The sequence below is a fragment of the Burkholderia sp. B21-005 genome (genome assembly GCF_020843965.1).
Taxonomy (GTDB): Bacteria; Pseudomonadota; Gammaproteobacteria; order Burkholderiales; family Burkholderiaceae; genus Burkholderia; species Burkholderia ambifaria.
This window is the reverse complement of sequence record NZ_CP086302.1, coordinates 112,958-139,460: the sequence shown is the minus strand read 5'-3', so window position 1 is coordinate 139,460 and position 26,503 is coordinate 112,958. Positions and strand designations below refer to the sequence as shown.

Here is a 26,503-nt window from a genome sequence, read left to right as displayed (position 1 = left end):
GCCGCCATGGCGTCGCTTTTTTATCTTCCCGGCCAGTGGGCCACCGCGGCGGCCATAGCTCTCGACGCCGGCCGTTCGTCCGCCGCGACGGCGGAAAACGCGATCCCGCGCTGTCGAGCGACGCGCGCGACAGCGCGACGCAGGTCGGCCAGCGTCACCGGCTTCGTCAGCACGCACTCGACGTTCGATGCGGCGTAACGCTGCGCGTCGTCGGGTGCCAGATGCGATGCCACGACGATCATGTCGCATGGCAGCGCGCGCGCATGGACGGCTTCCGCCAGTTCCCCGGCCGACATGTCGGGCAGGTCGGCGCCGAGCAGCAGCACGTCCCATGCACCGTTCGCGAGCGTATCGAGCGCGGCCCCCCCGGACGACACGCACCGGACCGCGCAGCCGAGCACGTCGAGTTGCTCGCGAAAAATCGACCCGTTGACCGACGCATCGTCGGCGACCAGCACGCGCGGCACACGTGGGCCGGAAGCCGCCACAGGTTGGCCGTCACCGGCTTCACCGGCCGGCGGGGGCCGCTGCCCGGCAGTCGCGACGCGCGCCTGCTCGATCGCCGTGCGCAGCCCGTTCAGCGAATAGCTCGACACGCGGATCGTGCGACCCGCAACGTCTGGCTGCAGCGGACCGTCCGGCGTGGCGAGCACGACCGGCGTGCCGCCGCCGAGACTGTCGAGCTCCTCGCGCCGCCACTGGTCCGAATCGCCGAAGAGCACGATCGCATGAGCACGCACGAGGCACCCGGCGGCTATCCCGATCGGACTCGGATGCATCGCGACATCGAAACCCCATGCACGCAGATGCGGAAATGCGAACGCGCGCCACGCGTCCTCCGGCGACACGACGATCAGCGTCCGGCTGTCGCCGGCACCGACCGGCGATTTCGGCGCAATGCCCATGCGCAGCGGCAAGCGCACGGTGAACAGGCTGCCGATGCCCGGTGCGCTGTCGACCGAAATCGACCCGCCCATCGCCGCGACCAGCCGATCGCACAGCGCGAGCCCGAGCCCCGTGCCGCCGTAGCGCCGCGTGATCGACGCGTCGACCTGCGAGAACGGCTTGAACAGCCTGGCATGTTGCGCGGGATCGATCCCGATGCCCGTGTCCTCGATGCCGATCGCGAGCTCGGGCTCCCCGCGCGCGTCGTGGCCCGCCGCCACGCGCGCGACGATGCGCCCTTCGCCGGTGAACTTGATCGCGTTGCCCAGCAGGTTGCTGACCACCTGCGCGAGCCGCGTCGGATCACCCCGCATACGCTGCCCCGCGCTCGCATCGATATCGGCGAACAGCGGCAACCCTTTCGCCCTCGCGACGGGCGCGAACGCCGCCAGTTCGCGCTCGATCACCGCGATCACGTCGAACTCGATCGCTTCGACCGTCATCGCGCCTGCTTCGATCTTCGAGAAATCGAGGATGTCGCTGACGATCGCGAGCAGGCCCTCGGCCGATGCACGCAGCGTCTGCACGCGACTGTGCTGTGCCGCATCGAGCGCCGTGCGCTCGAGCAGCTCGAGGTTGCCGAGGATCACGTTGAGCGGCGTGCGGATCTCATGGCTCGTCGCGGCGAGGAACGACGACTTGGCCGCATTCGCCGAATCGGCCGCACGCACGGCTTCCTCGAGCTGATGCACGAGCCGGCGCTGCGCGGTCGTGTCGGCGAAAACCGCGATCAGCACGTCCTCACCCTGATAACGCGCGCTGTGCGCGATGACCTCCAGATGCAGCGACGCGTCGCCGTGTGCATCGAGCACGAGCTCGGTCATCATCGTGCGGCCTGCCCCGCCGTTCGCGACGAACGCGTCGTATTGCGCCAGCGCCTGCGCGGCCAACGCATGGTGATCGCCGCCGTGCGGGACGAGCATCTGCGCCAGCACGTCGCTCGCGAGCATCACGCGGCGATCGGACAGCGATACGAGGCCGATGCCGACCGGCGCCATCGCGATCACGCTGCGGCACAGCGCCTCGCTCTCGAACACACGCGCCGAACGTGCGTAGACCGGCACGAGCACGCGCCGGTGGAATCGCACGAGCAGCAGCCACATCACGACGATCGTGACGAGCGTCGACGCCGCGAGCGCGCCGGCCTGCACGCCGATGCCGGCCGCCACGTCGGCCCACGACAGCACATAGGCGATCGTCCAGCCGGTCGCCGCGAGCCGCGAGCGGAACACGATCGCGCCGTCGCGAAAGAGCGGCTCGTCGGCCGCCTGGTCGCGATGCGCGACATCGAGGTTCAGCAGGCGCTCGGTCAGCGCGTTGGTCCGCTCGACGCCGGGATCGATCGTGATCAGCCGGTTGTCCGCCGACGCGATGAAGAACACGCCGGCCGTCCCGCGCCCGGGCAGCCATGACAGCAGGTATTCCGGTGAGTATTCGGTGACGAGCACCGCGAACGGCTGGCCGTCGGCGCGCGCTTCGGCGGCGATCCGGATACGCGCCTGCCCCGTCACGGGATTGATGTAGGGCGGCAGCCAGCGAACGTGCGGCCGACCGTCGGTCGGCGCCGGGCCGTCGAAATCGACATGCAGGGCCGCGAGGACGCGCGCGCGCGCCTCGGTCGTCGCGAGCGCGGGATTGTCGCGCGACAGATGCGGCACGAAGCCGAACACGCCCGTGCGCGTACTGTAGTGGTAGCCCTCGAGCGTGCGCCCGCGATTGAGTGAGCTCGCCGCGCCGATGCGCGACAGCAGGAACGACAGCGCGAGATAGCGCGCCACCTCGTCGCGCTGCCCGGTTTGCCCCGGCACGCCGACCACGAGCGACGGATACGGCTTGATCGCGAACTGCTGGCCGTTGGCGAAGAACGCGTTCACGACGTCGGGAGGCGCCGCGCCGAGCTCGTGCCAGATCAGCTGGGTATTCGCGACGCCGTTGCGGAACGACGTCTCGGCCACCTGCACCTCGTCGACCGCCTCTTCGACGCCGTTCAGGAAATTGCGCCGCTCGCCGTCCAGATAGCCGTAAACGATCGACGTGATCCCGAGCCCGCAGGCGATCAGGATCAGGATCGTGACGACGATGCCGCCACCGAACATCGAAATGCTCTGATAGCGGCGAATGGACTGAAGCGTGCTGTATGGCATGACTCGGCGTGACGGCGCCCGGGGATGCAGACATGCGGCAGATTCCCTGCCGGGCTGGGCGTCACGATGGATACATTGGGGATAGAGACATCCCGATCATGCCAAACGACACAGCGAAAATCAGTTGTGTATTATCCTTTTAGTACATGTCCGATTTGTTTCGATGCTTGTTTTGAACTCGAACGAATCCTGGCGGCGCAATCTCCCATGACGTCTTGTCCCCTCGGACAAGTCGTGACATCGCTCCCTGTCCGCGCCCCAATACAATTCCGCCGGCAAGCCGACGGCACGAGATGCCTTTACGGACGATGCGGCGCATCCGACGTACCCGTTTCGGCCCGGCGGAACGCCCGGCAAGGAGCGGCCCGCGCGATGCGCGCCGGGTCGGCGGCGCCCGCTCAGTTCTGCGTGAGCGGATTCAGCGTCGTGCACAGGAAACCCGTGCAGTTCGCCGGCTTGAAATAGAAAGGCGCCTGCTGCATCGCTGCCGTCGGCGGGAGGGTGAACGCCAGTTCGCCGAGATACGCATTGCCCTGCGCGCCGAAATCGTTCGCCTGCTGCACGAAAGTCGCGCCGCTCGACTGAGTCGTGGCCGACTGGTAGGTGAAGGTCGGCGACTGCGTCTGGTCCTTCACGTAGATCCACGACATCGTGGTGCCGAACACTTGCCCGCCCTTCGCGCGATAGCCTTTCGCGCCTTCGCTGTTGGCCTGCGCGATGAAGTCGTTGATGTTCCCGGCCGCGGTCAGTGCATCGTACGTATAGGTCGCGTTCGATGCGTTGTTCTTCATGTACACGTTCGCCTGCACCGATCCGACGACCATCGCGCTGAGGAACCAGTAGCCCGACTGGCCCTGGGCATTCGCCTGCGTGAGGAACGCGTTCGGATCGGCCGGCAGGCCCGTCGTCGTGTACGTGTAGGTCGCCGACGAACCGCCGTCCTTGCGGTAGACATACCCGTAACCGTACGGTCCTTCGTAGCGGTAGCCGTTCGCACCCTGGCCGTTGGCCTGGCTGAGGAAGCCTGCCCAGTCGGCCGGCGGCGATTGCAGCTGATACGTGTAGGTCTGCGCCGTGCCGTCGTTCACGAAGATCGAGCGCGTCCCGCCGGTGATCGCGTCGTAGTAATAGTCGCCGAGATAGCGATAGCCCTTCGCGCCTTCGCTGTTGAGGAGCGTCAGGAAGCTCGGGCCGTCGGCCGCGGGCGGCTGCGCATCGTAGTGCCACGTCAGCGTGCTGCCGCCCGATCCGCCCGAGCCACCGGTCCCGCCGCTGCCCGTGCCGCCGCTGCCGCCGTTGTTGCTCGCCCCCGATCCGCCGCCGGACGCGGCGGGCGAGGAATTGTCGTCGCCGCCGCAAGCGGTCAGCGCCAGACAGGTCAGTGCAATCAATGCGGCGGCTTTCATCGGGATCACCTCGACGCAAACAGGACGACGGAGCCGGTACGCGCGGACGGCGCCGCGCACCGGCAGGTCAGGTATCGTCAACCGGCCGGCGGCAGGCAGCGCCGGCCCGGAACATCAGTTGACCTGCAACTGGCCGCCGCGGCCGAGGCCGCCCTTGACGTCCTGCGCCTTGTAGCTGCGCAGAGCGACGACCATCTTGTTGTAGGCGTCGATGAAAGCGACGACGGTCGCCTTGCCTTCCGGCGTCGACGAGAAGCCCGCGAGCGCGCCGCCCACGCCACCGCCGAATCCGCCCAGCGCCGCGCCGTAGTTGGTCGCCGTCGAACTGCCTTCCGACGCCGCGATCTGCACGGCCGAACGCACGTCGAACAGCGTCAGCGTGACGACCGATGCCTTCGTCTGCAGATGGCCGGCCACCGCCGCGACCGCGCTGTTGCCGATCAGCCCGCCGATCATGCTGCCGATGCCGCCGACCGGCGAATCGTTGATCACGATCTGCGGTTCCATGTAGTAGTCGGCCGCGACGCGCTGGCCCTTCTGCTGCTTCGAGCCCGTACGGTATTCGCCCGAGTTGCGCTGCAGCTGCGTGATGCGCGACAGGCGCGCGTCGCTCTTCTGGTTGCCGATCGACGTGATCACGAAGCAGTTCGACTGCTGCACGGCCAGGCGCAGCAGCGGGTCGATGGTCGTCATCTTGGTCGCGCTGCCGAACGGGCCCCACCAGTCGGCGTTGCGGCCGTCGTCGACGGCGATCGTGCCCAGCGGCGACGTGCAGCGCTGCAGGGTCGTATCGGCGCCGGCGCTGGCGCCGCCCGCCGCGGCACCGGTCACGCCCGCGTTCTGGCCGCCGGGCGTCACCACGCCGCCGCAGCCGGCGACCGACGCGCAAAGCGCTGCAACCAGCGCACCTTGAGTGAGACGTTGGGAAAGGTTGGTCTTCATGTCGTTATCGATCGATAGAGTCGTTGTTCGGCTTATATGTTCGTGCGAACTTCGATAAGCCCCCCGGCGTGGCTGCGCGATGGTGGTCTCCCCGCTGCAGCTCCCCGTTGCTTTCGGTCCGGTCAGTAGTACCAGTACGTCTGATTCCAGACGCCGTAGTACGGATAGCCCGAGTACCAGTAGCCGTAATAGACGTCACGCCATTGCGTGCGCCATTTCCAGTCTTCCTCGTCTTCCTTCTTGGCCTTGCGGGCGAGCTCGAGCAGCTTTTTCGATTCCTTGTCGCCGCGGCTCGCCGCGATCGACAGCCACTTGTCCGCTTCGCGCGGATCGGAGCCCATCTCCTCGAGGCCGAACAGGTAGAAACTGCCGAGCGCCTTCTGCGCGTTCAGGTCGCCGCGCTCGGCGGCGTCGCGCATCCACTTGAGTGCCTGATAGCTGTCCTGGCGCACGCCGTCGCCGCGGAAATAGCGCAAGCCGAGGTCGTAGGCGGCCTTCGGCTGGGCCTTCGCGGCCTGCTTCAGCGCAACGATGCGCGGATCTTCGCGGTCGTCCGCATCAGCCCTTTTTTGATAGGACACCTGATCTTTAGGGCGATCGGAACAACCTGTGTCATCGCAGATCCGCACCGTGTTGCCGGTAATGGACGGATCCTGCGCGCACGCGGCCAACAGCAACAGCAGCCCCGGTGCCAGCAAACGGCGATACATGTGTGCGTTCCCCACGTTTTATCTGCGCCGCACTGCTTCGCGCTATCCCACCCCCGCGAGCGCGCACCCGGTTTGCGTGCGGCGAGGCGAATACAATTCGCCAACGCCGACACGCAGTCCAAGGCTCTCTCAGGCTCTCTCTTCGAATCGTTCAGTCACGCGCTGGCTGCCGCTTTCGCTGGGCCGACTGTTATGGACAGCGGTCTCCAAACCTGACGCGACAAACAATAGTGACGTGGTGAGCAATAATAATGGAGAAATATGGCATGTCAAGGTGATTCGCGATTTCAAAGTTTGCGTATCGCGTCACTTTTGAATATGCTCTTCGTCGCTAAAACCCAGGAGACCCTTTCGAGATGTCCACCAGCGAGCAGGCCAACGTCGATCTCATCACCGCCACCAAGGTGCGCGATCTGCTGACGCGCAACGGCATTCCGCCACGCAGTCACAACACGACGATCGCGAACGTGCTGGGCCTCAGTTTCTCGGTCGTCACGCGCAAGATGAAAGGCCTGATCCCGTGGAACCTGTCGCAGTTGCAGGACATCGCGACGCACTTCGGCGTGCCGCCCGCGATCCTGCTCGACGACAAGGGCACGCAGCCGGCCGCCGCCGAGATGATCGACGCGACGCTCGTGATCGAGTCGCGCCACTTTCGCTGCCGCGCGGCGATCTCGGCGAAGGCCAGCAGCCAGATCGAAACGGATTTCGTCGCGCTGCAGTGGCAGGGCGAATGGATCGTCACCGAACGCCAGCACGCGCGCGAAGGCCGCACCTATCCGGTCGACGTCATCGAGCTGCGCTCGAGCCAGCCGACCGTCTATGCCGCGCGGATCGCGGTGGTCGACGATTCGCAGGACGTCGCCGAAACCGTATGCGAATACTTCATCGAGAAAGGCGTGAACGCGGTCCCTTACTTTGACGGCGCGTCGTTCCGCAAGGCGCTGGAAGTCGAGGACTTCGACGGCTACATCCTCGACTGGATGCTCGGCGACCAGACGGCCGCCGAGCTCGTGCGCGGCATCCGCTCGAGCGAGAACGGCGGCGCGCCGATCTTCCTGCTGACCGGCAAGATCTCCACCGGCGAGGCAAGCGAGGACGAGATCGCGCACATCGTGTCGCACTACAACGCGCGCTGCGAGGAAAAGCCGGTGCGCCTGCCGATCCTGTTCGCCGAAGTCGCACGCGAACTGAAGATCGCGCTGCCGGCCGCCGCGGCCGCCGCCGCGAGCTGAGGCCACAACGAACACCCACCATCACACGAACACGAACACGACCGAGGGGAAACACATGCGAATCTCGACGATCCGGATCAAGAGCCTGGTCGCGGCCGGCCTGCTCGGCATGGCCGCCGCGTGCTGGGCCGCGTCGTTCACGTTCACCGTCGACGGCAAGATCGGCCGCAGCAACCAGCCCGGCAAGACGACGTTCGTCTTTTCCGAGCAGGCACTGATGGCGCTGCCGCAGTACACGATCGTCACGTCGACGAGCTGGACGCCGAAGGCGACCTTCACCGGCCCGCGCCTGTCCGACGTGCTGAAGACCGTCGACGCGCACGGCACGCAGATCGAGTTCCGCTGCATCGACGAGTACACGTTCACGATCCCCGTGTCGGATGCCGACAAGTACGGCGTGATCCTTGCGCGCACGATGAACGGCAAGGTGCTCGGCAACGACAACTACGGGCCACTGTGGATCATGTATCCGCGCGACCAGTATCCGGACGAGCTGAAGACGCCGCTCGGCGAAGCCAAGTTCGCGTGGCAGATCATCGGCCTGACCGTGAAGTAAGCGGGCGACATGAAGCGCGGGCGGTGGAAGAACAGAAAAATCATCCTGGTCCTGGGATCGCTGTGGATCCTGGGATTCGCCGCGTGGGCATTCCTGCTGTGGGACCTGCTCGCGACGTCGGTCAACGAGGGCGTGCTCGAAGGGCCGCGTGAAGGCGTGTTCTGGACCGCCGCGCAATACCGCAACGTCTACACGCGCTTCGACCGCCAGCTGATTCTCTACGCCACGCACGTGGACGACAACTACGACCACGTGCAGATGCAGCTCGACAGCCTGTCGGTGTCGTTCGGGTTCCTGCAGCGGCCGTCCGAGGTGTCCCAATACTGGCTGCGCATCCCGCGCGCGCGCGGCGAGATCGCGGCGCTCGGCGAATTCATGGCGCGCCTGAAGCAGGACGTGCCGCTGTTGCGCGACGCACCGAACGACGCACAGCGCGTGATCGACGAGGTCAATGCGCACTGGCCGAAGGTCAACGGCCTCGCGAACTACTTCCGCGCGATCGAGATGGCGCAGCGCGACTTCACGTTTCATCAGCTGAAGGAAAAGCAGCGCGCGATCCTGTCGCTCGGCATCATCCTCGGCGTGATCCTGTGCGCGCTGTTCCTGCTGCTGTTCTATACGATGCGGACGCGCGACGACCTGCTCGAACGCCAGGACGCGGCGCTCGATGCGGAACGCAAGGCATCCGATCGCGCGTTCGAGATGATCGAGGCGAAGAACGCGTTCCTCGGGATGGTCAGTCATGAACTGCGCACGCCGCTGCAGGCGATCTGCGGATCGATCGAGATCCTGCTCGCGCGGCCGCAATCCGACGCGAACCTGAAGACGATCCGGCGGCTGCAGAATTCCGCATCGTCGCTCGAGGCGCTGGTCAAGGACCTGACCGACTACATCAAGCTGCGCTCGACCAAGCGTCTCGCCGAAGCCGAAACGGTCGGCATGGCGTCGCTGCTCGCCGAGGTGCTCGATCCGCTGCGCGCGAAGATCGCGGCCAAACGGATCGCGATCTCGCAGCAGGTCGAGCCGCGCGACCTCGCGATCCGCTCCGATCGCAAGCTGTTGCGGCAGGTGCTGTCCAACCTGATCGAGAATTCGGTGAAGTACACCGTCGACGGATCGATCGACGTATCGATCCGGCTCGTCGACACGCCGGCCGGCCGGCAGTTGAAACTTGCCGTGCGGGACACGGGCGCCGGTATCGCGAAGCAGCATCTGCCGAAGATCTTCGAGCCGTTCTACCGCGCGAACGACGCGGTCGGCCTGCATGTGGACGGCATCGGCATGGGGCTCGCCGTCGTGCGCGAGATCGTGACGACGCTGCGCGGCCATGTGGACGTGCGCAGCACCGTCGGCGAAGGCAGCGAGTTCGTCGTCACGCTGCCGGCCGAGGCGCCGGATGCCGCCGAAACAGCCGGCGACGCGCCCGCATGGCCGGCCGTCGACGTGCATCGCAACCGCCGCGCGCTCGTGGTCGACGACAACGACAACGCGCGCGAAACGCTCGGCGCGATGCTGTCGGCGCTCGGCCTCGACACCGATCTGTGCGGCACCGGGAACGAAGGCGTCGCACGTTTCGGCGACGCGCGGTACGACCTCGTCGTGCTCGACCTCGAACTGCCGGACCTGAGCGGCTTCGAAGTCGCGCGCCGCATCCGGATGGTCGCGCAGCCGGACGACGACGGCAGGTTTGCGTCGATCCTCGGCGTCAGCGCGTACGAATCGGCCGCATTGCGCGAGAACCAGCGGGAGTTCGACGCGTTCCTGCCGAAGCCCGTTCACCTGCGCGAACTCGGCGCGCTCGTCGAGAAGCTGCTCGGCTGAACGCGGCCGCGACGCGTCACGGGCCCGCCTGCCCGTCCGTTCGCGCTTCCGCGCTCATTCGCCGATCAAATGCAGCACGATGTCGCGCCGATGCGCCGCGCGACGATGCTCGAACAGGTAGATGCCCTGCCAGGTGCCGAGCACCAAGCGTCCATGCTCGACCGGGATCGACAGTTGCACCTGCGTGAGCGCCGTGCGCAGATGCGCGGGCATGTCGTCGGACCCTTCGGTGTCGTGCTCGTAGCGCGTGGCGTCCTCGGGCGCGAGTGTCGCGAAGTAGCGTTCGAGATCGCGCTGCACCGACGGATCCGCGTTCTCCTGGATCAGCAGCGACGCGGACGTATGGCGGCAAAACACGGTCAGCAGCCCGATGCGGATCGCCTGCTGGTCGACGAACGCACGCACCTGCGAGGTGATCTCGACGAGGCCGCTCCCGTGCGTTTCAACGCCGATGTGCGTGATGGCCTGTTGCATGATGACCACCTCAGGCGAGTGCGGCGAAGCCGTCGGCTTCGATCTGGTTCGCGTCGGCGGGGCGCACGACGCGCGCGACTTCGACCCCGTCGCGCAGGAATACCAGCGTCGGCCACAGCTTCACGCGGAACGACCGGCCGAGCGGCCGGCCCGGGCCGTCCTCGATCTTGAGGTGCCGCACGGCCGGATGCGCGGAAAGCGACGCGACGATCGCGGGTTGCGCGCTCGCGCAGATCCCGCACCAGTTCGCGCCGAATTCGATGACGGTGATACCGGCCAGTGCGTCGACTTCCGCGCGCGTCGGCGCATTGGCGGTGTAGCGTTGCTCAATGTCCATCGGGGCCCTCGTGTGCAATGGCGGAACGTGGCCGCCGCGTGCCGGCGTGGGCGGCAGATGCGGCCGGTGATCTCCTACTCTAGCGGAAAAGCACGCGCGATGCCGATGGTGGCGGGCAGCGCGGTGCAGCTCGCCGGTGCGGCGCGGCTGGCCGGATGACGATCGGATAAGATACGGCCCGATTGGCCCATGACCGAACCGACGGAGTGTTTCAGTGATTCAACCGACCCAAGTATTCAAGGACAACCTCGCGCAACTGCCGCCGATCGACGGCATCGCACGCATCGATCTCGTCGGCACGAACAGCGACGTGGTCGCGAGCATCGAGAACCAGCCGGGCAAGCAGGGCTCGCTCGCGGTGTACCACTACCTGAAGCAGGCATTCGGCACGCTCGATGCGAAGGCCGCCGAACACGGTCTCGCCGTGTTCGCGGAGCACACCGCCGACGCACGCAACCGCCCGGGTGCGCACCCGAACGTCGATCGTCTGCTGGCGATCGTCGACGGTGGCGAAGCACTGCGGATCGACGTGATCGCGCAGGGCTGAGCCGACGTGCGCCGCATCGCTGCCCGGCCGTTGGCCCGCCGCGTCGCATCGCTCGCGGCACTCGCGTGCGTCATGCTCGGCGGCGCGGCGTCGGCCAAGGCCGAGGCGCTGCATACGGCTTCCGATATCGCCGGCGCGTCGCTGGTTGCGCTCGGCGCGCTGCCGCGCTCGCCCGAGAACGGCACGCTCGACGCGTTTTGTGCGCAATATCGCGCGAAGACCACAACCGCGGCCGGCCGCGACGTCGCGAAGCTCGCCTGGATCGTGACGTCCGAGGCGCCGCTCGGCCGCTATACGGTCGTCACGTTCGCGAGCGGGTTCAAGCCGGGGACGAGCGCGATCTGCTTTGCGCGCAACGCAAACATCGGCGTCTTCGACGGCACGACGCTCGTCGCGCTCGGCTATACGGCGCGCGCGGCCGGCTGGCAACTCGGCTCGGTCGAGCCGCTGGAAAGCGCCGCGCTGCTGGTCTGGGGCGGCGATGGTCCGTCGGCGCCCGTCGGCGAGCTGCGCGAAGAGCATGGCGGCTTGCGGCTGACCGCGGTCGCCGCGGAACGCACGTACTGTCACGGCCGTGCAGTCGTGCCCAACGTGTACGGCAAACCGCTCGACAAGGCACGCAAGATCCTGATCTCGCACGGCTGGCAGCCGCTGCGTCCGCACGAGAAACCGGACGAGATGGATGGCGCGGCGACGCTCGCGAAGCACGGGATCATCGAAGCCGAAGCATGCTCGGGCACCGGCATGGGATATTGCGCACTGCGATATCGGAGCGCGGCCGGCGTGCTCGGCGTGACGACGGCCGGCGGTGAGCCCGACACGCCGTCGGCGAATACCGTGATCGATTATCAGGTGGCTTGCAGGAAGCAGTAACCGGCGCGACGGCACGGGCGCTCGATTCGCACGTGGCGGCTTGGCACGAGTTCGTCGGCGCGCCGAAAACGGAGCGAATCCGTTGGCGATCGGCTGTGCCGGCACATCGAATCATCGGCCGTTCGGTCAATTGACCCGCGCCGGACGCGCTCCTACACTGGTCTCCCTTTCACGCCGCTCCGGCACGACGGGCCTTCCATGATCGATCTCTCCACGCTCGCGCTGTTCTCCGGCGCGTGCCTCGCGCTGACCGCCACACCCGGCCCCGACATGCTGCTGATCGCATCGCGCAGCGTGAGCCAGGGCCGCCGCGCGGGGTTCGCCACGCTCGCGGGCATTCAGGCCGGCACCTACTGCCATGCACTCGCGGCCGCGCTCGGACTGTCGCAGCTCTTCGTCGCGGTGCCGCTCGCCTATGACGCCGTGCGCTTCGCGGGTGCCGCATATCTGCTTTATCTCGCGTGGAAAACCTTCCGTTCGGATGCGACCGCGCTGTCACCGGTCGCGTCGCCGCGCCGCCATTCGACCGCCGCGATCTTCCGCCAGGGCCTGACGACGAACCTGTTGAATCCGAAGATGGCGCTGTTCGTCCTCGCGCTGTTCCCGCAGTTCGTGCGCCCCGAGCACGGCTCGATCGCCGTGCAGATTCTCGTGCTCGCGACGGTGCTCAACCTGATCGGGCTCGTCGTCAACGGCGCGGTGATTGTGTCCGCGAGCCGGTTGAGTCAGCGGCTCGGCGCGCGCCGCCGGCCGTCGAAGCTGCCGCAGTATCTGCTCGGCACGGTATTCGTCGGGCTGGCCGCGCGGCTCGCGGTGGCGGGACGGAATTGACCCTGCCGGCGCTTCCAATCGGCGCCACCCGCGGCGACACCGAATCGCACACCTAGCCCGATTCAGGTCACCCGAACCTGGTCGGGTACCGCCTTCCTGATCGACCTCCTCGATAGATGTAACGACGCTTCGAACGTCCGCCCGGCCGCCTGCATCCGCAGTCGCGGCCGGACACTCCACTTGCGTCTACATAACATATTTGTTACTGTGCGACCTAACTCGTACGAAATTCAGTTCTTCAATACGCGTGTAGAGACGGGGGTCGTCACGTCGACTCAAGGAGGTTCAAGATGGCAACGTATAAGGAGCTGCGCGAGCGCGCGTTGTCCAACCCCGACGTGCGCGCCGAATACGAACGACTGAACCGCGAAGAACTCGCACTGCTCGACGTGATGCTGGCTGCCCGGCGAGACGCCGGCCTGTCGCAAGCCGACGTAGCCGAGCGCATGGGGACGAAAGCACCGGCGGTGACACGACTCGAGCGCGCGCTCGCAACCGGCCAGCATTCACCGTCCATCGATACGCTGCGCAAATACGCGGCCGCTTGCGGCAAGAAACTCGTGATCTCGTTCGCTTGATGCGTCGTACCCGGCCGCCCGTCGTTTGAGCGGCCGAAACCCGCCGTCCGCCACGGTCATTCAACACCCGGAACGTGCCGCGTCAACGGTCATATGCGCCGTCGATTTCCGCATCGTCCGAACCTCGCGGCTCCCGTGCGCCGGTATCGCGCCCACGCGTATCCGCCACCACGCGCAACTCACCGCTATCGAGCAAGCTCGCCGGCGTCACCGTACGGCGCTGCCACGGAATCCGGCCGAAATACCAGATCTTCCAGAACCCCAGCGGATGATCGGGATTGCGGCGCAGCAGCGTATCGAACGTCTCGACGTCGCCGAGCACGATCCGCGTCGCATCGCGCACCACTTCGCGCACGAAACGCGAGCAGAACTGCCGGCGCGACGCGAGATTGAAGCCGGTGTCGTAGACCACGCCAAGCCGGCGCATGGCCGCGTCGACGAGCCGGCGCCGTTGCGCGGCGTCGAGCGGCTGCTTCAAGCGCGCGATCACGCATGCGCCGCGATCCGAGCGCGCGAGAAACCGTGACATGGTCGTCACGCGCGACAGCGGAAACGTGCTCTCCGCGACGAGCGGCTCGCCGCCGCGCTCGCCGACGACGATCCCCACGTGATTCGTCCACGAGCGCGTCGCGCTCGCCACTTCGAGAAACGGCCGCACCGTCACGCGGATAAAGACGATGTCGCCGATCTCGGGTTCGGCCGGCAACGGCATCGTGTCCGGACCGGCCGTACCCACAGCGAAAAGGCGCCGCCGGCGCACGCCTGGCCGGCATATCGCCGGCGACCGAGAACCCGTGTCGATGAACATGCGAACCTCACGCGAGTGGACATGGTCGCGAGCATGTCAGCCGCGGCCGCATCGCGCATCCGCGATGCGCGTGAGGGGATCAATCCGCGCCGCCGGGTAGCGAATTCCGGTACCGGCGCGCAGCGCGCATGCGCGATCGTCAGCGATTCGCGCCGAGCGCGACGCGCAGGCGCTCCATCAGCCGCGTGTAGTGCAGCACCACGTCGGCCTTGTCCGTCACGTTCGCAGTCGAGAACCGCTCGGCCCACGCCGCGTTCCATTCGTACGTGCCGTGCACGCTGCGGTCGCCGTCCGGCGCCTGGATCAGCGAACGGATCCGCGCGTCGCGCCCCGGCCCCGTATGCATCTCGAACAGCGCGTGGATGAACGTGTGATACGCGTCGTACACGTCTTCGTCGAACAGGTAGCGGTAGATGTGAAACGTGCGGTCGAGGTCGCGCTTCGCGCGGATCACGTCGTCCGGCGAGATGTCCTTCCAGTAGCCGATCCACGTGTAGAAGCACAGCAGCGCATTGAGCTGCGGCGCGACCATGTCGTACAGCGTGAGCCGCTTCTCGATCAGCCGCTGGTTGGTCCACTGCACGAGCTCGAGCCGCTTCAGCCGGCGCGCGACGAGCCAGCCGAGGCACGCGACCGACAACGGCGTCAGCACCCCGAGCACGAGCTTGACGATTTCCAGCGAATTCCATGGCGTGTTGAATGGCTGCATGAATGGCTCGACCAGAAAAAAGGCACCGCCCGGCGGATCGCATCGCGCGCAGCGCGCCTGTCCGATCGCCTCGCGGTTGACCGTTAGTTGCTTGAGCATCGAAGGCGCACCGTGATGCAGCCGGTGCGCGGCGAAGCGGCTTGTTCCGCCAGTGTATCGGCCGATTGTCACTGGCTGGTGACGATCCGCCGAATCGTCGTCGCGCGTTCGCGCCGCTTACGTCGGCAGCGCCGACGTGAGCTTGACCTTCTGCATCGGGATGTCGGTCTTCACGCTCAGCACGCCCGGAATGCGCGTCAGGTATTCCATCTGGAAGCGCCGGTAGTCGTCGATGTCGGCCGCCACCACGCGCAGCAGGAAATCGCAGTCGCCGGCCATCAGGTGACACTCGACCACTTCCGGCATCTGCTGGACAGCCTCGGCGAAGCGGTTCACGGATTCCGCGTCCTGCCCCTTCAGCCATACGCGCGTGAAGATCGTCAGCCCCTTGCCGACCTTCGCCGGGTTCAGCACGGCCACGTACTTCTCGATCACGCCCGCTTCCTCGAGCAGCCGCACACGCCGCAGGCACGGCGACGGCGACAGCCCGACCTCGTGCGCGAGTTCCACGTTCTGCATGCGGCCGTCGCGCTGCAGCGCGCTCAGGATCCGCCGGTCGATAGCGTCAAGCTTCATTGGCATCCAATTCCAAAAAAATGGCAAAACACGTGTTCAATGCCAAATTCTCCGGAAGATCTGGCCACAACGCAACCCGATTCGAGTCAAAAAAGCAGACAATCCTCCTCCCCAAGGAGGAGTAATGAGCAGTAGCGTTTCAACGTCGTCCGGGCTTCGCGACAAGCCCGCCCATGTCGCCGAGATGGGTCGCGGATTGCGCGCGGCGCTGCCCGTCATGCTGGGTTTCGTGCCGTTCGCGCTGGTGCTCGGCGCGCAGGCCGCGCAAAAAGGGCTGAGCCTGTTCGAGGTCCCGATGATGACGGGCCTGAATTTCGGCGGCGGCTCCGAATTCGCCGCGATCCATCTGTGGACGTCGCCACCGCACATCGCGCTGATCGTCGCGATGTCGTTTCTCGTAAATTCGCGCCATATCCTGATGGGCGCGGCGTTCGCGCCGTATATCCGGCGCCTGCCGCGCCGCCGCGCGTTTGCCGCGCTGTTCTTCATGTGCGACGAAAGCTGGGCGATGTCGCTCGCCGACGCGCGCTCGCGCTCGGCCACGCACATCAGCGTCCCCTATTACGCGGGCGTGTGCTCGGGGCTCTACCTGACGTGGATCTCGATGACGACGTTCGGAGCGGCGGTCGGCCCGACGATCGGCAACGTCGAGCAGTACGGCTTCGACATGGCGTTTACGGCCGTGTTTCTGGTGCTGCTGCGCGGGATGTGGAAGGGCATGCGCGCGAGCCGTCCGTGGTTCGTGAGCCTCGTCGTCGCAGCCGCCACGCACCTGGCCGTGCCCGGCGCGTGGTACGTCGCGGCCGGCGCGTGCGCGGGGCTGATCGCGGCGCTGCTGTGGGAGCCGCGCGATGCTGCCTGATTTCGCGACGGTGGCGACCATCGTGCTGATGGCGTCGACGACCTACCTGTCGCGCGTGCTCGGCTATGTGCTGCTGCGCAACCGCACGCTGAGCCCGCGGATGGCATCGGTGATGGAGAACGTGCCCGGTTGCGTGCTGATCTCGGTGATCGCGCCGGCCTTCGTGTCGACGCGCCCGGCCGACCTGCTGGCGCTCGCCGTCACGCTGGTCGCGGCGACGCGCCTGTCGATCCTGCCGACCGTCATCGTCGGCGTCGTGTCGGCCGGCCTGCTGCGGCATCTGCTCGGGTAACGCGGTCCGACCCGCCGCGCGGGCGGCATATCGAACCAACCAACGGGCGCGTCATGCGCCCGTTTTTCGCATGCGCGAGCACGGCGCGGCACTGCATGGCACTGCATGGCACTGCATGCGTCACGACGCAATGCTAGCCTTGCGGGTGTACCCGCGATGCCTTTCCCCTCTCATTGCCTACCTGCGAGGATCATCCCGATGCAAGAAACCCGCCCGCTGTTCGACCGCGTCCTGCTCACCAACGACGACGGATTCGACGCCCCCGGCCTTGAAGTGCTCGAACAGGTCGCTACGCAACTGGCGCGCGAAGTCTGGATCGTCGCACCGGCGGAAGACCAGAGCGGCACGTCGCATTCGCTGAGCCTGCACGAACCGCTGCGCGTGCATCGCAAGGGCGAGCGCCGCTTCGCCGTGCGCGGCACGCCGGGCGATTGCGTCGCGATCGCGGTCAGCCACCTGATGAAGGATGCGCGGCCCGACTTCGTGCTGTCCGGCGTGAATCGCGGCGCGAACCTCGGCACCGAAACGGTGTTCTCCGGCACCGTCGGCGCGGCGATGACGAGCATGCTGGTCGGCGTGCCGGCGATCGCGCTGAGCCAGGCATTCAGCGATCGCAACGAAGTGCCGTGGAATACGGCGCGCACGCACGCGCCGGACGTGATTCGCCGGCTCGTCGCGGCCGGCTGGGACCGCGATGCGTGCCTCAACGTGAATTTCCCGCCGCGGCCGGCCGACGACGTGCGCGGCGTGAAGGTGACGAACCAGGGCGCCGGCACGCTGCAAGGCGTCGACATCGTGTCGGGGCGCGATCCGCGCGACATCGAATACCACTGGCTGAAGCTGACGCGCGCACCGCGCGACGACGATGCGGATTCGGAAACGGTCGCGCTCGGCGAAGGCTACATCGCGGTCACGCCGCTGAAGTTCGAACGCACGCACGATCAGGCGCTCGCGCGGCTGCGGGCGAACCTGGGCTGAACGGTGCGATCGCGCCGGCAGGCATCGGCCGCCGGCGAATGACGCCGGATCGAGGCCGCTCGGCGGCCTCGCCGCGTCACCGAATCACGACCTCACCGCGCCGCATCACGTCAGGTTCATTCCCCCGTCGAGCATCACGATCTCGCCCGTCACGTAATCGGACGCGACGAGCATCGCGACCGTCTGCGCGACGTCGTCCGGCGTCGCCGCGCGGCGCATCGGCGCACGCTCGTGCCAGAGCTGCTGCGCTTCGGTCCAGTCGGCCGTCAGCGGCGTATCGACGAGCCCCGGCGCCACCGCGTTGACGCGAATCGCCGGCGCGAGCGTGCGCGCGAGCAGGCGCGTCGTGTGATTGAGCGCGGCCTTCGCCGCCGCGTACGGAATCGACGCGCCCTTCGGCCGCACGCCCGCATGCGAGCTGACGTTGATCACGCAACCGGCGCGCCCGCTCGACGCCGCTTCGAGCAGCGCGGGCTGCGCCTCGGCGACGAGCCGGAACGGCGCGATCACGTTGATCTCGTGCATCTCGCGCCATACGTCGGGCGTCGCGGCGGCGAGATCGTCGTGCGGAATCACGCGGCTCGCGCCTGCATTGTTGACCAGCACGTCGAGCCGCCCGTGCACCGCGAGCGCATCGCGGATCAACCGCACGCGTTGCGCATCGTCGGCGAGATCGGCCTGCACGTAGCTCGCGCCGAGCTCGGCCGCCATCGCGCGACCGGTCTCGGCGGAGCTGCGCGAATGCAGGATCACCGCATAACCATCCGCCGACAGGCGCCGTGCGATGGCCGCGCCGATCCCCGACGTCGATCCGGTGACGAGCGCGACAGGCCGATGCACGCGCGACGCGCGCGGCTCGGCGATGGTTTCGGTTTCAGGTTCCGTTTCGGAAATCGGGGCATTCATCGGCGGATGCGGCGCGTCCATGGCGTGGAATCCCGTGAGTGGCGTTCCCGCATCATAAGCGCGGCGACGCCGATGCGGAGGCGTGCCGTCTACGGCCGTTTCGGCAGATCGACGAAATCTTCGAGTTCGCCGGCGACGTAAAGCCGCTTGCCGATTCTCGGGTATTCGCACACGTCGTGTTCGAGGCGCTGGCCGGCGATGAACAGTTGCAGCGGCACGTCGCCGGTATTCTGCAACGTGTGTGCATCCCCGCCGCGCGGAAAGCCGAGAAAATCGCCCGGCCCGATGTCGAAAGCGCGTTCACCGATCGTGGCCGTGCCGGTGCCGGACAGCACGTACACGCATTCTTCCTCGTACAGGTGACGATGATATTCGGCCGATTCGTGACCGGGCATCAGCGTGAGCAGGTGAGCGCCGATTTGCGTGAGGCCGGTCAGGTCGCCGAGCTGCCTTTTGAGGCGAACGGCATTGGGATTCAGCGAATGCACCGCGCGCGTCGGTTCCATCTTCGCGATGTCGGCAGCTTTCAGCAGTTCCCGGGGAGGTGTCGTGGACATGGGGATCTCGTCAGCGTGATGCAGCGGTTGAACGGGCCGCCCGGGCCGGCGCGGCGCGCATGCCGCGCTATTGTCCGGCATTTTCCCGCGGACGAGAACCGCGTATGCGCGCGTCGGCGCACACCCGCACACCCCGCGCACCGCTACCCGGCCTGAGCCGCCACGAGACAGCTTCTTCCGTGGATTGGCGACGCATGCGCAATGCAAGCGCCGCGCCAGGGTCGCGCGCGCCGCCGCCGCTCAGCCCACGTGCACGCCGCGCAGCTTCGTCAGCAACGCGACGAGACGATCGATGTGTTCGTCCTCCGTGCGCCACGACGACACGCTGATCCGGAACGCCGGCCGCCCCTGCCACACGGTCGGCCCGAACCACACATCGCCCGAATCCTGCGCGGCCTGAAGGATCGCGGTCGTCTCGTCGTCGGTGCCGGCGCGCACGAGCACCTGGTTCAGCACGACGCGGTTCAGCACGTCGTAGCCGGCCGCGCGCAGGCCATCCGCGACGCGCGCGGCCTGCGCGCAATGCCGCTCGATCATCGTCGCCACGCCGGCGCGGCCGAGCGCGCGCAGCGCGGCCCACACCGGAATGCCGCGCGCGCGCCGCGAGAATTCGAGGTTCAGGTTCTTCTGCGCGTCCTGCGCGCCGCTCAGGTAGACGGCGTCGCTGTTCATCGCTGTCGCGAGCGCGGCCGCGTCGCGGCAGATCACCATCGCGCCGTCGTACGGCGTGTTGAGCCACTTGTGGCCGTCGGTCGTCCAGCTGTCCGCGCCGTCGATGCCGTTGGTCAGCGCGCGCTTGGACGACGCGCGCGCCCACAGCCCGAACGCGCCGTCCACGTGCACCCACGTGCCGGTGGCCTTCGCGGGCGGAATCAGCGCCGCGAACGGATCGAACTCGCCGGTGTTCACTTCGCCGGCCTGCACGCAGAGGATCGTCATGTCGTCGAGCGGCGGCAATTGCGCGGGATCGATGCGGCCGTGCGTGTCGACCGGCGCGACGATGACGCGCTTCATCCCGAAGCCGAGCACGCGCAGCGCCTTCTTCACCGTGACGTGCACGAGTTCGGAGACCACCACCTTGACCTCGGGCGCGCCGATCAGGCCGTCCTCGTCGACGTCCCAGCCCTTGCGCGCGAGCAGCGCACGCCGCGCGACGACCAGCGCGACGAGCGTGCAGGCCGTCGCGCTCGTGCCGAAGCCGACCGCGCTGCCCTCGGGCAGCCCGAGCACGTCGACGATCCAGCGCGCGGCCTGCCGCTCGATCGTCGCGGCCACCGGCGAATTGGCGAACGACGACGCGCACTGGTCCCACGCGAGCATCAGCCGCTCGGCCGCCGCCGCGGCCGGCAGCGTCGCGCCGATCACGAAGCCGAAGTAGTTCGGGCCGTTCGACGCGACGGTCGCGGGCGTGCCACGCTCGTCGAGCAGGCGCAGCACGTCGTCGGCCGGACGGCCCGTGTCGGGCAGCGGCTCGTCGAAAGCCGCAAGACCGGCGAGCGCGGCCGCGTCGGGATACGCGCGCCGTTCGTCCGTCGCGGCGAGATACGCATGCGCGCGCCGGTCGGCGTCGGCCAGCAGGGCGAGTTCATCCATGTCGATTGTCTCGGTGAAGGTCAAAGTTGCAGGAGATCGCGGCCCAACTGATGCAGCGCATCGTCGATCCGCCTGTAGTACGTGAACTTGCCGACGCGCGTCGCCTGCACGAGCCCGGCATCCGCGAGGATGCGCATGTGTCGTGTGGTCGTCGCCGGTGCGATGCCGAGCTTCTCGGTGATGTAGGTGCAGCACACGCCGAGTTCGTCGAAGTCGCCGTGCGGCTGCGGCGGAAAATGCTCGCGCGGCTGCTTGAGCCAGCGCATCACGGCCAGACGGCTTTCGTTGGCCAGTGCGCTGATGCGGGTGACGTCGTCCATGGGTTGTGGTTTCGTTTGACGTTTTGAATATTAGCTAAATGACGAAACGTGGACAACCGGTCCGGCGGGCGGTTTTTGCGTTCGCTGTCGTGCTGGCAGCGGCTTCGTCCGCTACCGCATCGGATCCGACGTCATCACGTCGAGGCCGGCACGGGAAGGCATCCGGCGCGGCGCGATCCGGTTGCGATCATCCCGCTGCCAGCGCCTGCGCCAGCTGCTCGATCAGCGCCCGCACGCGCCGCGGCTGCGCGGCGCCGCCCGGATAAACGATCTGCAGGTCGACTTCGCCCGGCGAGAAGTCGCGCAGGATCTCGACGAGCGCGCCGGACGCCAGATCCTGCTCGACGTCGAGCAGCGACTTCAGCGCGATCCCGTGCCCCGCGACGCACCACGCGCGCACGAGCGCCCCGTCGTTGGCCACGCGCCGGCCGCGCACCATTACGCGCTTCAGTGCGTCGTCGATGCGGAACGGCCACTCGGCATACAGCTCCTGCCCGAAACGCATCACGATGCAGTCGTGCGCGGCGAGTTCGTCCGGATGCCGCGGCGTGCCGTGCGCGGCGAGATAGGCGGGCGCGGCGCACACCACGCGGCGCGACCGGCCGAGCGAGCGGCTGCGCAGCGTGCTATCCGCGAGCGTGCCGCGCCGGATCGCGAAATCGAGCCCCTGCCCGACGAGGTCGACGTAGCCGTCGCCGAGATGCAGGTCGACCGTGACGCCCGGATGCTCGGCCAGGAACGCGTCGACGACGGGCACGACGCGCGCCTGCCCGAGGTCGGCCGGCGCGCTGAGCCGCACAGGGCCCGACAGCGTCTGCGCGCCGAGCCGCACGCGGCTTTCGAGCTCGTCCGCTTCGGCAAGCAGGCGCCGCGCGCCGGCGACCAGCGTGCGGCCCTCGTCGGTCAAGCTGATCGCGCGGGTCGTGCGCGTGAGCAGCGCCGCGCCGTAATGGCTCTCGAGCGCCGCCAGCCGCTCGGAGACCGTGGCCGGCGACAAGCCGACCTCGCGGCCGGCCGCGGCCAGCCCGCCCTTTTCCACGATGCGCAGGAACAGCGCGAGGTTATCGAGCAGCATTCTTCGCTTTCTCCGAATGATATTTTCGAAGTCTGCCCAATTATCCGGTTGAACCGCAAGCGCTAGAGTGAGGATCCACCTTGCCGGCGCCCATTCGCGCCGGCTTCCGATCAAGAGAGGGCACACGACATGGAATACCGCACGCTCGGCCGCTCCGGCCTCAAGGTTCCCGTGCTGAGCTTCGGCGCAGGCACGTTCGGCGGCACCGGCCCGTTGTTCGGCGCATGGGGCAACACGGGCGTCGACGAAGCGCGCCGCCTGATCGATATCTGCCTCGAAGCCGGCGTCAACCTGTTCGACACGGCCGACGTGTATTCCGACGGCGCCTCCGAGCGCGTGCTCGGCGCCGCGATCCACGGACGGCGCGACCAGGTGCTGATCTCGACCAAGACGGGCCTGCCGACCGGCGACGGGCCGAACGACGCCGGCACGTCGCGCGCGCGACTGATCCGCGCGGTCGACGACGCACTGCGCCGGCTCGACACCGACTACATCGACCTGCTGCAGCTTCACGCGTTCGACGCGGCCACGCCGGTCGAGGAAGTGATGTCGACGCTGGACGACCTGGTGCGCGTGGGCAAACTGCGCTACATCGGCGTATCGAATTTCGCCGGCTGGCAGATCATGAAGTCGCTTGCGGCGGCCGACCGGCACGGCTGGTCGCGCTACGTCGCGAACCAGGTCTATTACTCGCTCGTCGGCCGCGACTACGAGTGGGACCTGATGCCGCTCGGCGCGGACCAGGGCCTCGGCGCGCTGGTGTGGAGCCCGCTCGGCTGGGGCCGGCTCACCGGCAAGATCCGCCGCAACGCGCCGCTGCCCGAAGGCAGCCGCCTCCACGACACGGCCGGCTTCGGGCCGCCGGTCGACGACGAGCGGCTGTACGACGTGGTCGATGCGCTCGACGCGATCGCGGAGGAAACCGGCAAGACCGTCCCGCAGATCGCGCTGAACTGGCTGTTGCAACGGCCGACCGTGTCGTCGGTGATCGTCGGCGCGCGCAACGAGGAACAGCTGCGCCAGAACCTCGGCGCGGTCGGCTGGTCGCTGACCGACGCGCAGATCGCGAAGCTCGATGCGGCGAGTGCGGTCGAAGCGCCGTATCCGTACTTCCCGTATCGCCGGCAGGACGCGTTCGCGCGCGTCAATCCGCCGATGCGCGGGTAAGCGCAGCCGCGCGCCGTCGCGCCGCGACGCCATCGGAACGCGGCGCGACGGCCGTCACCGCGCGGCCAGCACGCGGTCGATCATCTCGCCGATCCGGCGCGCGAGCGCGTCCATCCGCTCGGCCGGCACGCCGCCGTAGCCGAGCACGAGCCCGTTGTAGCCGTGCGCGGTGCCCGGCATGCAGAACGACGACAGCGGCCTCAGGATCAGCCCGCGCGCCTGCGCGACGCGGCTCAGTTCCGTGTCGGCCACCGGCACGTCGAGCCGCGCGGACAGATGCATGCCGCCGGCGCCGCCCGACACCGTCAGCCGCGTGCTCAGCCGCCGCGCCAGCGCATCGTGCAACGCGTCGCGCCGCTCCGCATAGACGCGCCGCATGCGCCGCAGATGCCGCGTGAAATGCCCCGCGTCGATGAAATCCGCGAGCGCGCGCTGCTCGACCGCGCGGCCCTGCAGCATCAGCGCGCCCGCCGCGTCGCGCAGCGGCTGCGCCAGCGCGGGCGGCACGACCATGAAGCCGAGCCGCAACGCGGGAAACATCACCTTGCTGAAGGTGCCGAGATAGATCACGGGCGCATCGTCGGCGAGTCCCTGCACGGCCGCGTGCGGCGTGCCGTGGTGGCGGAACTCGCTGTCGTAGTCATCCTCGACGATCCAGGCGCCGGCCGCGCGCGCATGGGCGACGAGCGCGAGCCGCCGTTCGAGGCTCATCACCGCGCCGAGCGGATACTGATGCGACGGCGTGATGTAGACGAGCTTCGGCGCACGATCGCGCCAGTCGTCCGGATGCGGCGCGAGCCCCTGCGCATCGACGCCGATCGGTTCGACACGCAGGTCGGCCGCGAGAAACGCGTTGCGCGCACCTTGATAGCCGGGGTTCTCGATCCACGCGACATCGCCCGCGTCCGCCAACGCGCGGGCGCACAGGTCGAGCGCGCCCTGCGTGCCGTCGGTGACGATCACCTGCGCGGCGTCGCAGCGCACGCCGCGCGACGCACGCAGATAGCCGGCGATCGCGTCGCGCAGCACCGCATCGCCTTCGGCCGACTGGTAGCCGAGTTGCGCCGGCCCCGCCGTTCGCCATGCCCGTTCGATGCAGCGCCGCCACTGCGCGAGCGGGAATTCGTCGACGGCCGGCGCGCCCGGCATGAACGGCAGCGACTCGTCGAGGCCGCTCGTCGCGCGCTCGGCCCGCGCGACGCGCCGCGACAGCACCGTCGTATCGCCGGCGGGCGCCGCGGCGGCGACCCGCGACCCGCGCAGTCCCATCCGCGCGACCACGGTGCCCTGTCGCGAGCCGGTCACGAACCCTTCCGACGCGAGCCGCTCGTAGGCGTACAGCACCGAGTTGCGCGCGATGCCGAGTTCGTCGGCGAGTGTGCGCGACGCAGCGAGCCGCGCGCCTTCGGCGATCCGGCCGCCCAGGATCGCATCGCGCAGGCATGCGTACAGCCGCTGCTGCTGCGACATCCGCGTGGCCGCATGCGGCCCCGCCTCGCGCTCGAAGGTCGACAGCAACACGGCGTAATCCATCGTGGCTCCAGAATGTGTAGATGTCATGGGTCTACACATGGTGCCACGAACTTTCTATCGTAGCGGTCTGCTCCCGTTGCCGGCCGCGTCGGCAACGCTTCATTCCAACATCATCGATGAGGTTCGCGACCATGAACGCTACCGACGCCGGCCTGACCGTACGCCCCGTGCGGGAAGACGATTTCGACAACTGGCTGCCGCTGTGGGACGGCTACAACCGCTTCTACGGCCGCTTCGGCGACACCGCGCTGCCGCGCGAGATCACGCAGCTCACGTGGTCGCGCTTCTTCGACGGCTACGAGCCCGTGCATGCGCGTGTCGCGGAACGCGACGGCCGGCTCGTCGGGCTCGTGCATTTCCTGTATCACCGCAGCACGACGCTAGCCGGGCCGACCTGCTATCTGCAGGATCTCTTCACGCTCGATAGCGAACGCGGCAAGGGCGTGGGCCGCGCATTGATCGAAGCCGTGTACGACGCCGCGCAGGCACATCGCGCCGAACGCGTGTACTGGCAGACGCACGAAACGAATCACACGGCGATGCGGCTCTACGACACGGTCGCGGAAAAGAGCGGATTCGTGATCTATCGGAAGGTCTTGCCGCGCTGATCGTGTCGCACACAGCGCGGCCGCGACGGCTTCAATCCAGCGGCCGCGCCTTGATCCACAGGAACAGCGGCACGCGCGACCACTGCTTCAGCGTGTCCGTGTCGGCGCGGTCGGGCGGCGGCTCGCGCAGCGACACGATCGCGAAGCCGGCCGACTCCAGCGCATCCATGTAGGCCTGAAGCGGCAGCGACCAGCCCGCGAAGTGCATCGACAGCCCGTCGCGCGTTTCCACGCCTTCGAAATGCTCGCTGCCGAAATACGTGCCTTCCAGCACGAACGGCGCGTCGGGTTGCGGCCCCGCGAAACGGCCGCGATCGCGGAACGGATGCACGAGCGACACGAACAGCAGCCCGCCCGGCTTCAGCACGCGGCGCGCCTCGCGCAGCGCGGCGGCCATGTCGTCGAGGTCCATCAGCACGTTGTATGCCATCACGACATCGAAGCTGGCCGGATCGAACGGCAGCGATGCGGCGTCGGCGAGCGCGTAGCGGTGCGCGGAATCCGCGCGACGCGCGGCGTCGAGCATCGCGGGCACCGCGTCGCTCGCGGTCACGTCGTAGCCGAGCGCCTTCAGCTCGCGGCTCACGCGACCCTCGCCGCAGCCGATCTCCAGTGCGCGGCCGGCCCCGCGGCCGAGGTAGGCGGCCAGCCCCTCGCGATACTTCCAGAAGGCATCGTGGCCCGGCCTGCCGGCCCAGTCGATCCATTGGTCGGCGACGTGCGTCCAGTGCGCTGTAATGGCTTTCGTGTCGGTCATGTTCGCTCCCGGTCGGGGTGGGTCGTGCTGGCCCAGGTGCGCATGGTAAGCCGAAGCGGCGCAGCGCGTGAGCGCGGCTTTGCGCTGCCCGGGCCGCTGGCATCGCTGGCATCGCTGGAGCCGCTGGCGTCGCTGCCGTCGCCGGCGTCGCCGGAGCCCACCTCGGCTGGTTTCCGTTTCCGGCCACGGCGTCCTACAGTTATGAGCAACACCATGCGCCGCCGCGTATCGCACCATCCGCCGATACGCACCCGATTCCGAAGG

Annotated in this window: 28 protein-coding genes; 12 read left to right on the top strand and 16 right to left on the bottom strand. The window is 67.9% G+C overall.

Annotated elements, in window-relative coordinates:
* Positions 1 to 20: 20 nt before the first annotated feature.
* From LMA02_RS17060 to LMA02_RS17045, 4 genes are all read right to left on the bottom strand, one after another.
* Positions 21 to 3,089, bottom strand: a complete 3,069-nt coding sequence (locus LMA02_RS17060; RefSeq protein WP_228908844.1) for an ATP-binding protein — start codon at positions 3,087 to 3,089, stop codon at positions 21 to 23.
* Positions 3,090 to 3,487: 398 nt separating this feature from the next.
* Positions 3,488 to 4,495, bottom strand: a complete 1,008-nt coding sequence (locus tag LMA02_RS17055; RefSeq protein WP_228908843.1) for a hypothetical protein — start codon at positions 4,493 to 4,495, stop codon at positions 3,488 to 3,490.
* A gap of 114 nt (positions 4,496 to 4,609) precedes the next feature.
* Positions 4,610 to 5,437, bottom strand: a complete 828-nt coding sequence (locus tag LMA02_RS17050; protein ID WP_228908842.1) for a penicillin-binding protein activator LpoB — start codon at positions 5,435 to 5,437, stop codon at positions 4,610 to 4,612.
* Positions 5,438 to 5,559: 122 nt separating this feature from the next.
* Positions 5,560 to 6,147, bottom strand: a complete 588-nt coding sequence (locus LMA02_RS17045) for a tetratricopeptide repeat protein (protein ID WP_228908841.1) — start codon at positions 6,145 to 6,147, stop codon at positions 5,560 to 5,562.
* Positions 6,148 to 6,503: 356 nt separating this feature from the next.
* Here LMA02_RS17045 and LMA02_RS17040 point away from each other — a divergent pair, with 356 nt between their 5' ends.
* Genes LMA02_RS17040 through atsR form a run of 3 tightly spaced genes read left to right on the top strand, consistent with a single transcriptional unit; the run spans position 6,504 to position 9,759 of the window.
* Positions 6,504 to 7,382: a response regulator gene (locus LMA02_RS17040; RefSeq protein WP_228908840.1), complete on the top strand. Its 879-nt coding sequence runs from the start codon at positions 6,504 to 6,506 to the stop codon at positions 7,380 to 7,382.
* A gap of 55 nt (positions 7,383 to 7,437) precedes the next feature.
* Entirely contained in the window at positions 7,438 to 7,938 is a 501-nt protein-coding gene (locus LMA02_RS17035) for a molybdopterin-dependent oxidoreductase (RefSeq protein WP_006760898.1), read from the top strand.
* Between the two features lie 9 nt (positions 7,939 to 7,947).
* Complete coding sequence (gene atsR, locus LMA02_RS17030) at positions 7,948 to 9,759, top strand: hybrid sensor histidine kinase/response regulator AtsR (protein WP_228908839.1); 1,812 nt, start codon at positions 7,948 to 7,950, stop codon at positions 9,757 to 9,759.
* Positions 9,760 to 9,813: 54 nt separating this feature from the next.
* On the opposite strand, the gene LMA02_RS17025 is transcribed toward atsR, so the two are convergent.
* Together LMA02_RS17025 and LMA02_RS17020 are read right to left on the bottom strand one after the other, a co-directional pair.
* Positions 9,814 to 10,233 (bottom strand): secondary thiamine-phosphate synthase enzyme YjbQ, encoded by a 420-nt coding sequence (locus LMA02_RS17025; protein ID WP_228908838.1) that lies wholly within the window; start codon positions 10,231 to 10,233, stop codon positions 9,814 to 9,816.
* Positions 10,234 to 10,243: 10 nt separating this feature from the next.
* On the bottom strand, positions 10,244 to 10,570 hold the full coding sequence (locus tag LMA02_RS17020) for a thioredoxin family protein (RefSeq protein WP_166723169.1): 327 nt from the start codon (positions 10,568 to 10,570) through the stop codon (positions 10,244 to 10,246).
* A gap of 214 nt (positions 10,571 to 10,784) precedes the next feature.
* Here LMA02_RS17020 and LMA02_RS17015 point away from each other — a divergent pair, with 214 nt between their 5' ends.
* From LMA02_RS17015 to LMA02_RS17000, 4 genes are all read left to right on the top strand, one after another.
* Positions 10,785 to 11,117, top strand: a complete 333-nt coding sequence (locus LMA02_RS17015) for a DUF2322 family protein (protein ID WP_228908837.1) — start codon at positions 10,785 to 10,787, stop codon at positions 11,115 to 11,117.
* 72 nt (positions 11,118 to 11,189) lie between these two features.
* Positions 11,190 to 11,990 (top strand): hypothetical protein, encoded by an 801-nt coding sequence (locus tag LMA02_RS17010; RefSeq protein WP_228910041.1) that lies wholly within the window; start codon positions 11,190 to 11,192, stop codon positions 11,988 to 11,990.
* Between the two features lie 198 nt (positions 11,991 to 12,188).
* Complete coding sequence (locus tag LMA02_RS17005; protein WP_228908836.1) at positions 12,189 to 12,821, top strand: LysE family translocator; 633 nt, start codon at positions 12,189 to 12,191, stop codon at positions 12,819 to 12,821.
* Between the two features lie 290 nt (positions 12,822 to 13,111).
* Entirely contained in the window at positions 13,112 to 13,399 is a 288-nt protein-coding gene (locus LMA02_RS17000; RefSeq protein ID WP_006761397.1) for a helix-turn-helix domain-containing protein, read from the top strand.
* A gap of 82 nt (positions 13,400 to 13,481) precedes the next feature.
* Here LMA02_RS17000 and LMA02_RS16995 read toward each other — a convergent pair whose 3' ends face one another.
* From LMA02_RS16995 to LMA02_RS16985, 3 genes are all read right to left on the bottom strand, one after another.
* Entirely contained in the window at positions 13,482 to 14,207 is a 726-nt protein-coding gene (locus LMA02_RS16995; RefSeq protein WP_228908835.1) for a YebB family permuted papain-like enzyme, read from the bottom strand.
* Between the two features lie 139 nt (positions 14,208 to 14,346).
* Positions 14,347 to 14,916 (bottom strand): hypothetical protein, encoded by a 570-nt coding sequence (locus LMA02_RS16990; RefSeq protein ID WP_228908834.1) that lies wholly within the window; start codon positions 14,914 to 14,916, stop codon positions 14,347 to 14,349.
* Positions 14,917 to 15,132: 216 nt separating this feature from the next.
* The gene (locus LMA02_RS16985; protein WP_006486309.1) at positions 15,133 to 15,591 is read right to left on the bottom strand and encodes an Lrp/AsnC family transcriptional regulator; all 459 of its coding nucleotides are present in this window, start codon (positions 15,589 to 15,591) and stop codon (positions 15,133 to 15,135) included.
* Positions 15,592 to 15,715: 124 nt separating this feature from the next.
* Between LMA02_RS16985 and LMA02_RS16980 the strand changes: the two genes are divergently transcribed.
* The 3 genes from LMA02_RS16980 (at position 15,716) to surE (ending at position 17,723) form a co-directional block, all read left to right on the top strand.
* Entirely contained in the window at positions 15,716 to 16,453 is a 738-nt protein-coding gene (locus LMA02_RS16980; protein ID WP_006761394.1) for an AzlC family ABC transporter permease, read from the top strand.
* Positions 16,443 to 16,745 carry an AzlD family protein gene (locus LMA02_RS16975; RefSeq protein ID WP_006749368.1) on the top strand — a complete coding sequence of 101 codons (303 nt, stop codon included), beginning with the start codon at positions 16,443 to 16,445 and terminating at the stop codon, positions 16,743 to 16,745. Before LMA02_RS16980 ends, LMA02_RS16975 begins: the two co-directional genes overlap by 11 nt.
* 198 nt (positions 16,746 to 16,943) lie before the next feature.
* Positions 16,944 to 17,723: a 5'/3'-nucleotidase SurE gene (gene surE / locus LMA02_RS16970; RefSeq protein ID WP_228908833.1), complete on the top strand. Its 780-nt coding sequence runs from the start codon at positions 16,944 to 16,946 to the stop codon at positions 17,721 to 17,723.
* Positions 17,724 to 17,828: 105 nt separating this feature from the next.
* Here surE and LMA02_RS16965 read toward each other — a convergent pair whose 3' ends face one another.
* The 5 genes from LMA02_RS16965 to LMA02_RS16945 form a co-directional block, all read right to left on the bottom strand.
* The gene (locus tag LMA02_RS16965; protein ID WP_175722857.1) at positions 17,829 to 18,650 is read right to left on the bottom strand and encodes an SDR family NAD(P)-dependent oxidoreductase; all 822 of its coding nucleotides are present in this window, start codon (positions 18,648 to 18,650) and stop codon (positions 17,829 to 17,831) included.
* A 68-nt stretch (positions 18,651 to 18,718) separates the two neighbouring features.
* On the bottom strand, positions 18,719 to 19,186 hold the full coding sequence (locus tag LMA02_RS16960; RefSeq protein WP_228908832.1) for a cupin domain-containing protein: 468 nt from the start codon (positions 19,184 to 19,186) through the stop codon (positions 18,719 to 18,721).
* A gap of 240 nt (positions 19,187 to 19,426) precedes the next feature.
* The gene (locus tag LMA02_RS16955) at positions 19,427 to 20,779 is read right to left on the bottom strand and encodes a pyridoxal phosphate-dependent decarboxylase family protein (protein WP_228908831.1); all 1,353 of its coding nucleotides are present in this window, start codon (positions 20,777 to 20,779) and stop codon (positions 19,427 to 19,429) included.
* 20 nt (positions 20,780 to 20,799) lie between these two features.
* The gene (locus LMA02_RS16950; protein ID WP_012365181.1) at positions 20,800 to 21,099 is read right to left on the bottom strand and encodes an ArsR/SmtB family transcription factor; all 300 of its coding nucleotides are present in this window, start codon (positions 21,097 to 21,099) and stop codon (positions 20,800 to 20,802) included.
* Between the two features lie 187 nt (positions 21,100 to 21,286).
* Complete coding sequence (locus tag LMA02_RS16945; protein ID WP_228908830.1) at positions 21,287 to 22,174, bottom strand: LysR family transcriptional regulator; 888 nt, start codon at positions 22,172 to 22,174, stop codon at positions 21,287 to 21,289.
* Positions 22,175 to 22,303: 129 nt separating this feature from the next.
* Here LMA02_RS16945 and LMA02_RS16940 point away from each other — a divergent pair, with 129 nt between their 5' ends.
* Positions 22,304 to 23,341 carry an aldo/keto reductase gene (locus tag LMA02_RS16940; RefSeq protein WP_228908829.1) on the top strand — a complete coding sequence of 346 codons (1,038 nt, stop codon included), beginning with the start codon at positions 22,304 to 22,306 and terminating at the stop codon, positions 23,339 to 23,341.
* A 54-nt stretch (positions 23,342 to 23,395) separates the two neighbouring features.
* Here the strand turns inward: LMA02_RS16940 and LMA02_RS16935 are convergent, their stop codons facing one another.
* The gene (locus tag LMA02_RS16935) at positions 23,396 to 24,874 is read right to left on the bottom strand and encodes a PLP-dependent aminotransferase family protein (RefSeq protein WP_228908828.1); all 1,479 of its coding nucleotides are present in this window, start codon (positions 24,872 to 24,874) and stop codon (positions 23,396 to 23,398) included.
* A 131-nt stretch (positions 24,875 to 25,005) separates the two neighbouring features.
* Between LMA02_RS16935 and LMA02_RS16930 the strand changes: the two genes are divergently transcribed.
* Entirely contained in the window at positions 25,006 to 25,482 is a 477-nt protein-coding gene (locus LMA02_RS16930; RefSeq protein ID WP_175664438.1) for a GNAT family N-acetyltransferase, read from the top strand.
* Between the two features lie 31 nt (positions 25,483 to 25,513).
* On the opposite strand, the gene LMA02_RS16925 is transcribed toward LMA02_RS16930, so the two are convergent.
* Entirely contained in the window at positions 25,514 to 26,239 is a 726-nt protein-coding gene (locus LMA02_RS16925; RefSeq protein ID WP_228908827.1) for a class I SAM-dependent methyltransferase, read from the bottom strand.
* Positions 26,240 to 26,503 lie beyond the last annotated feature (264 nt).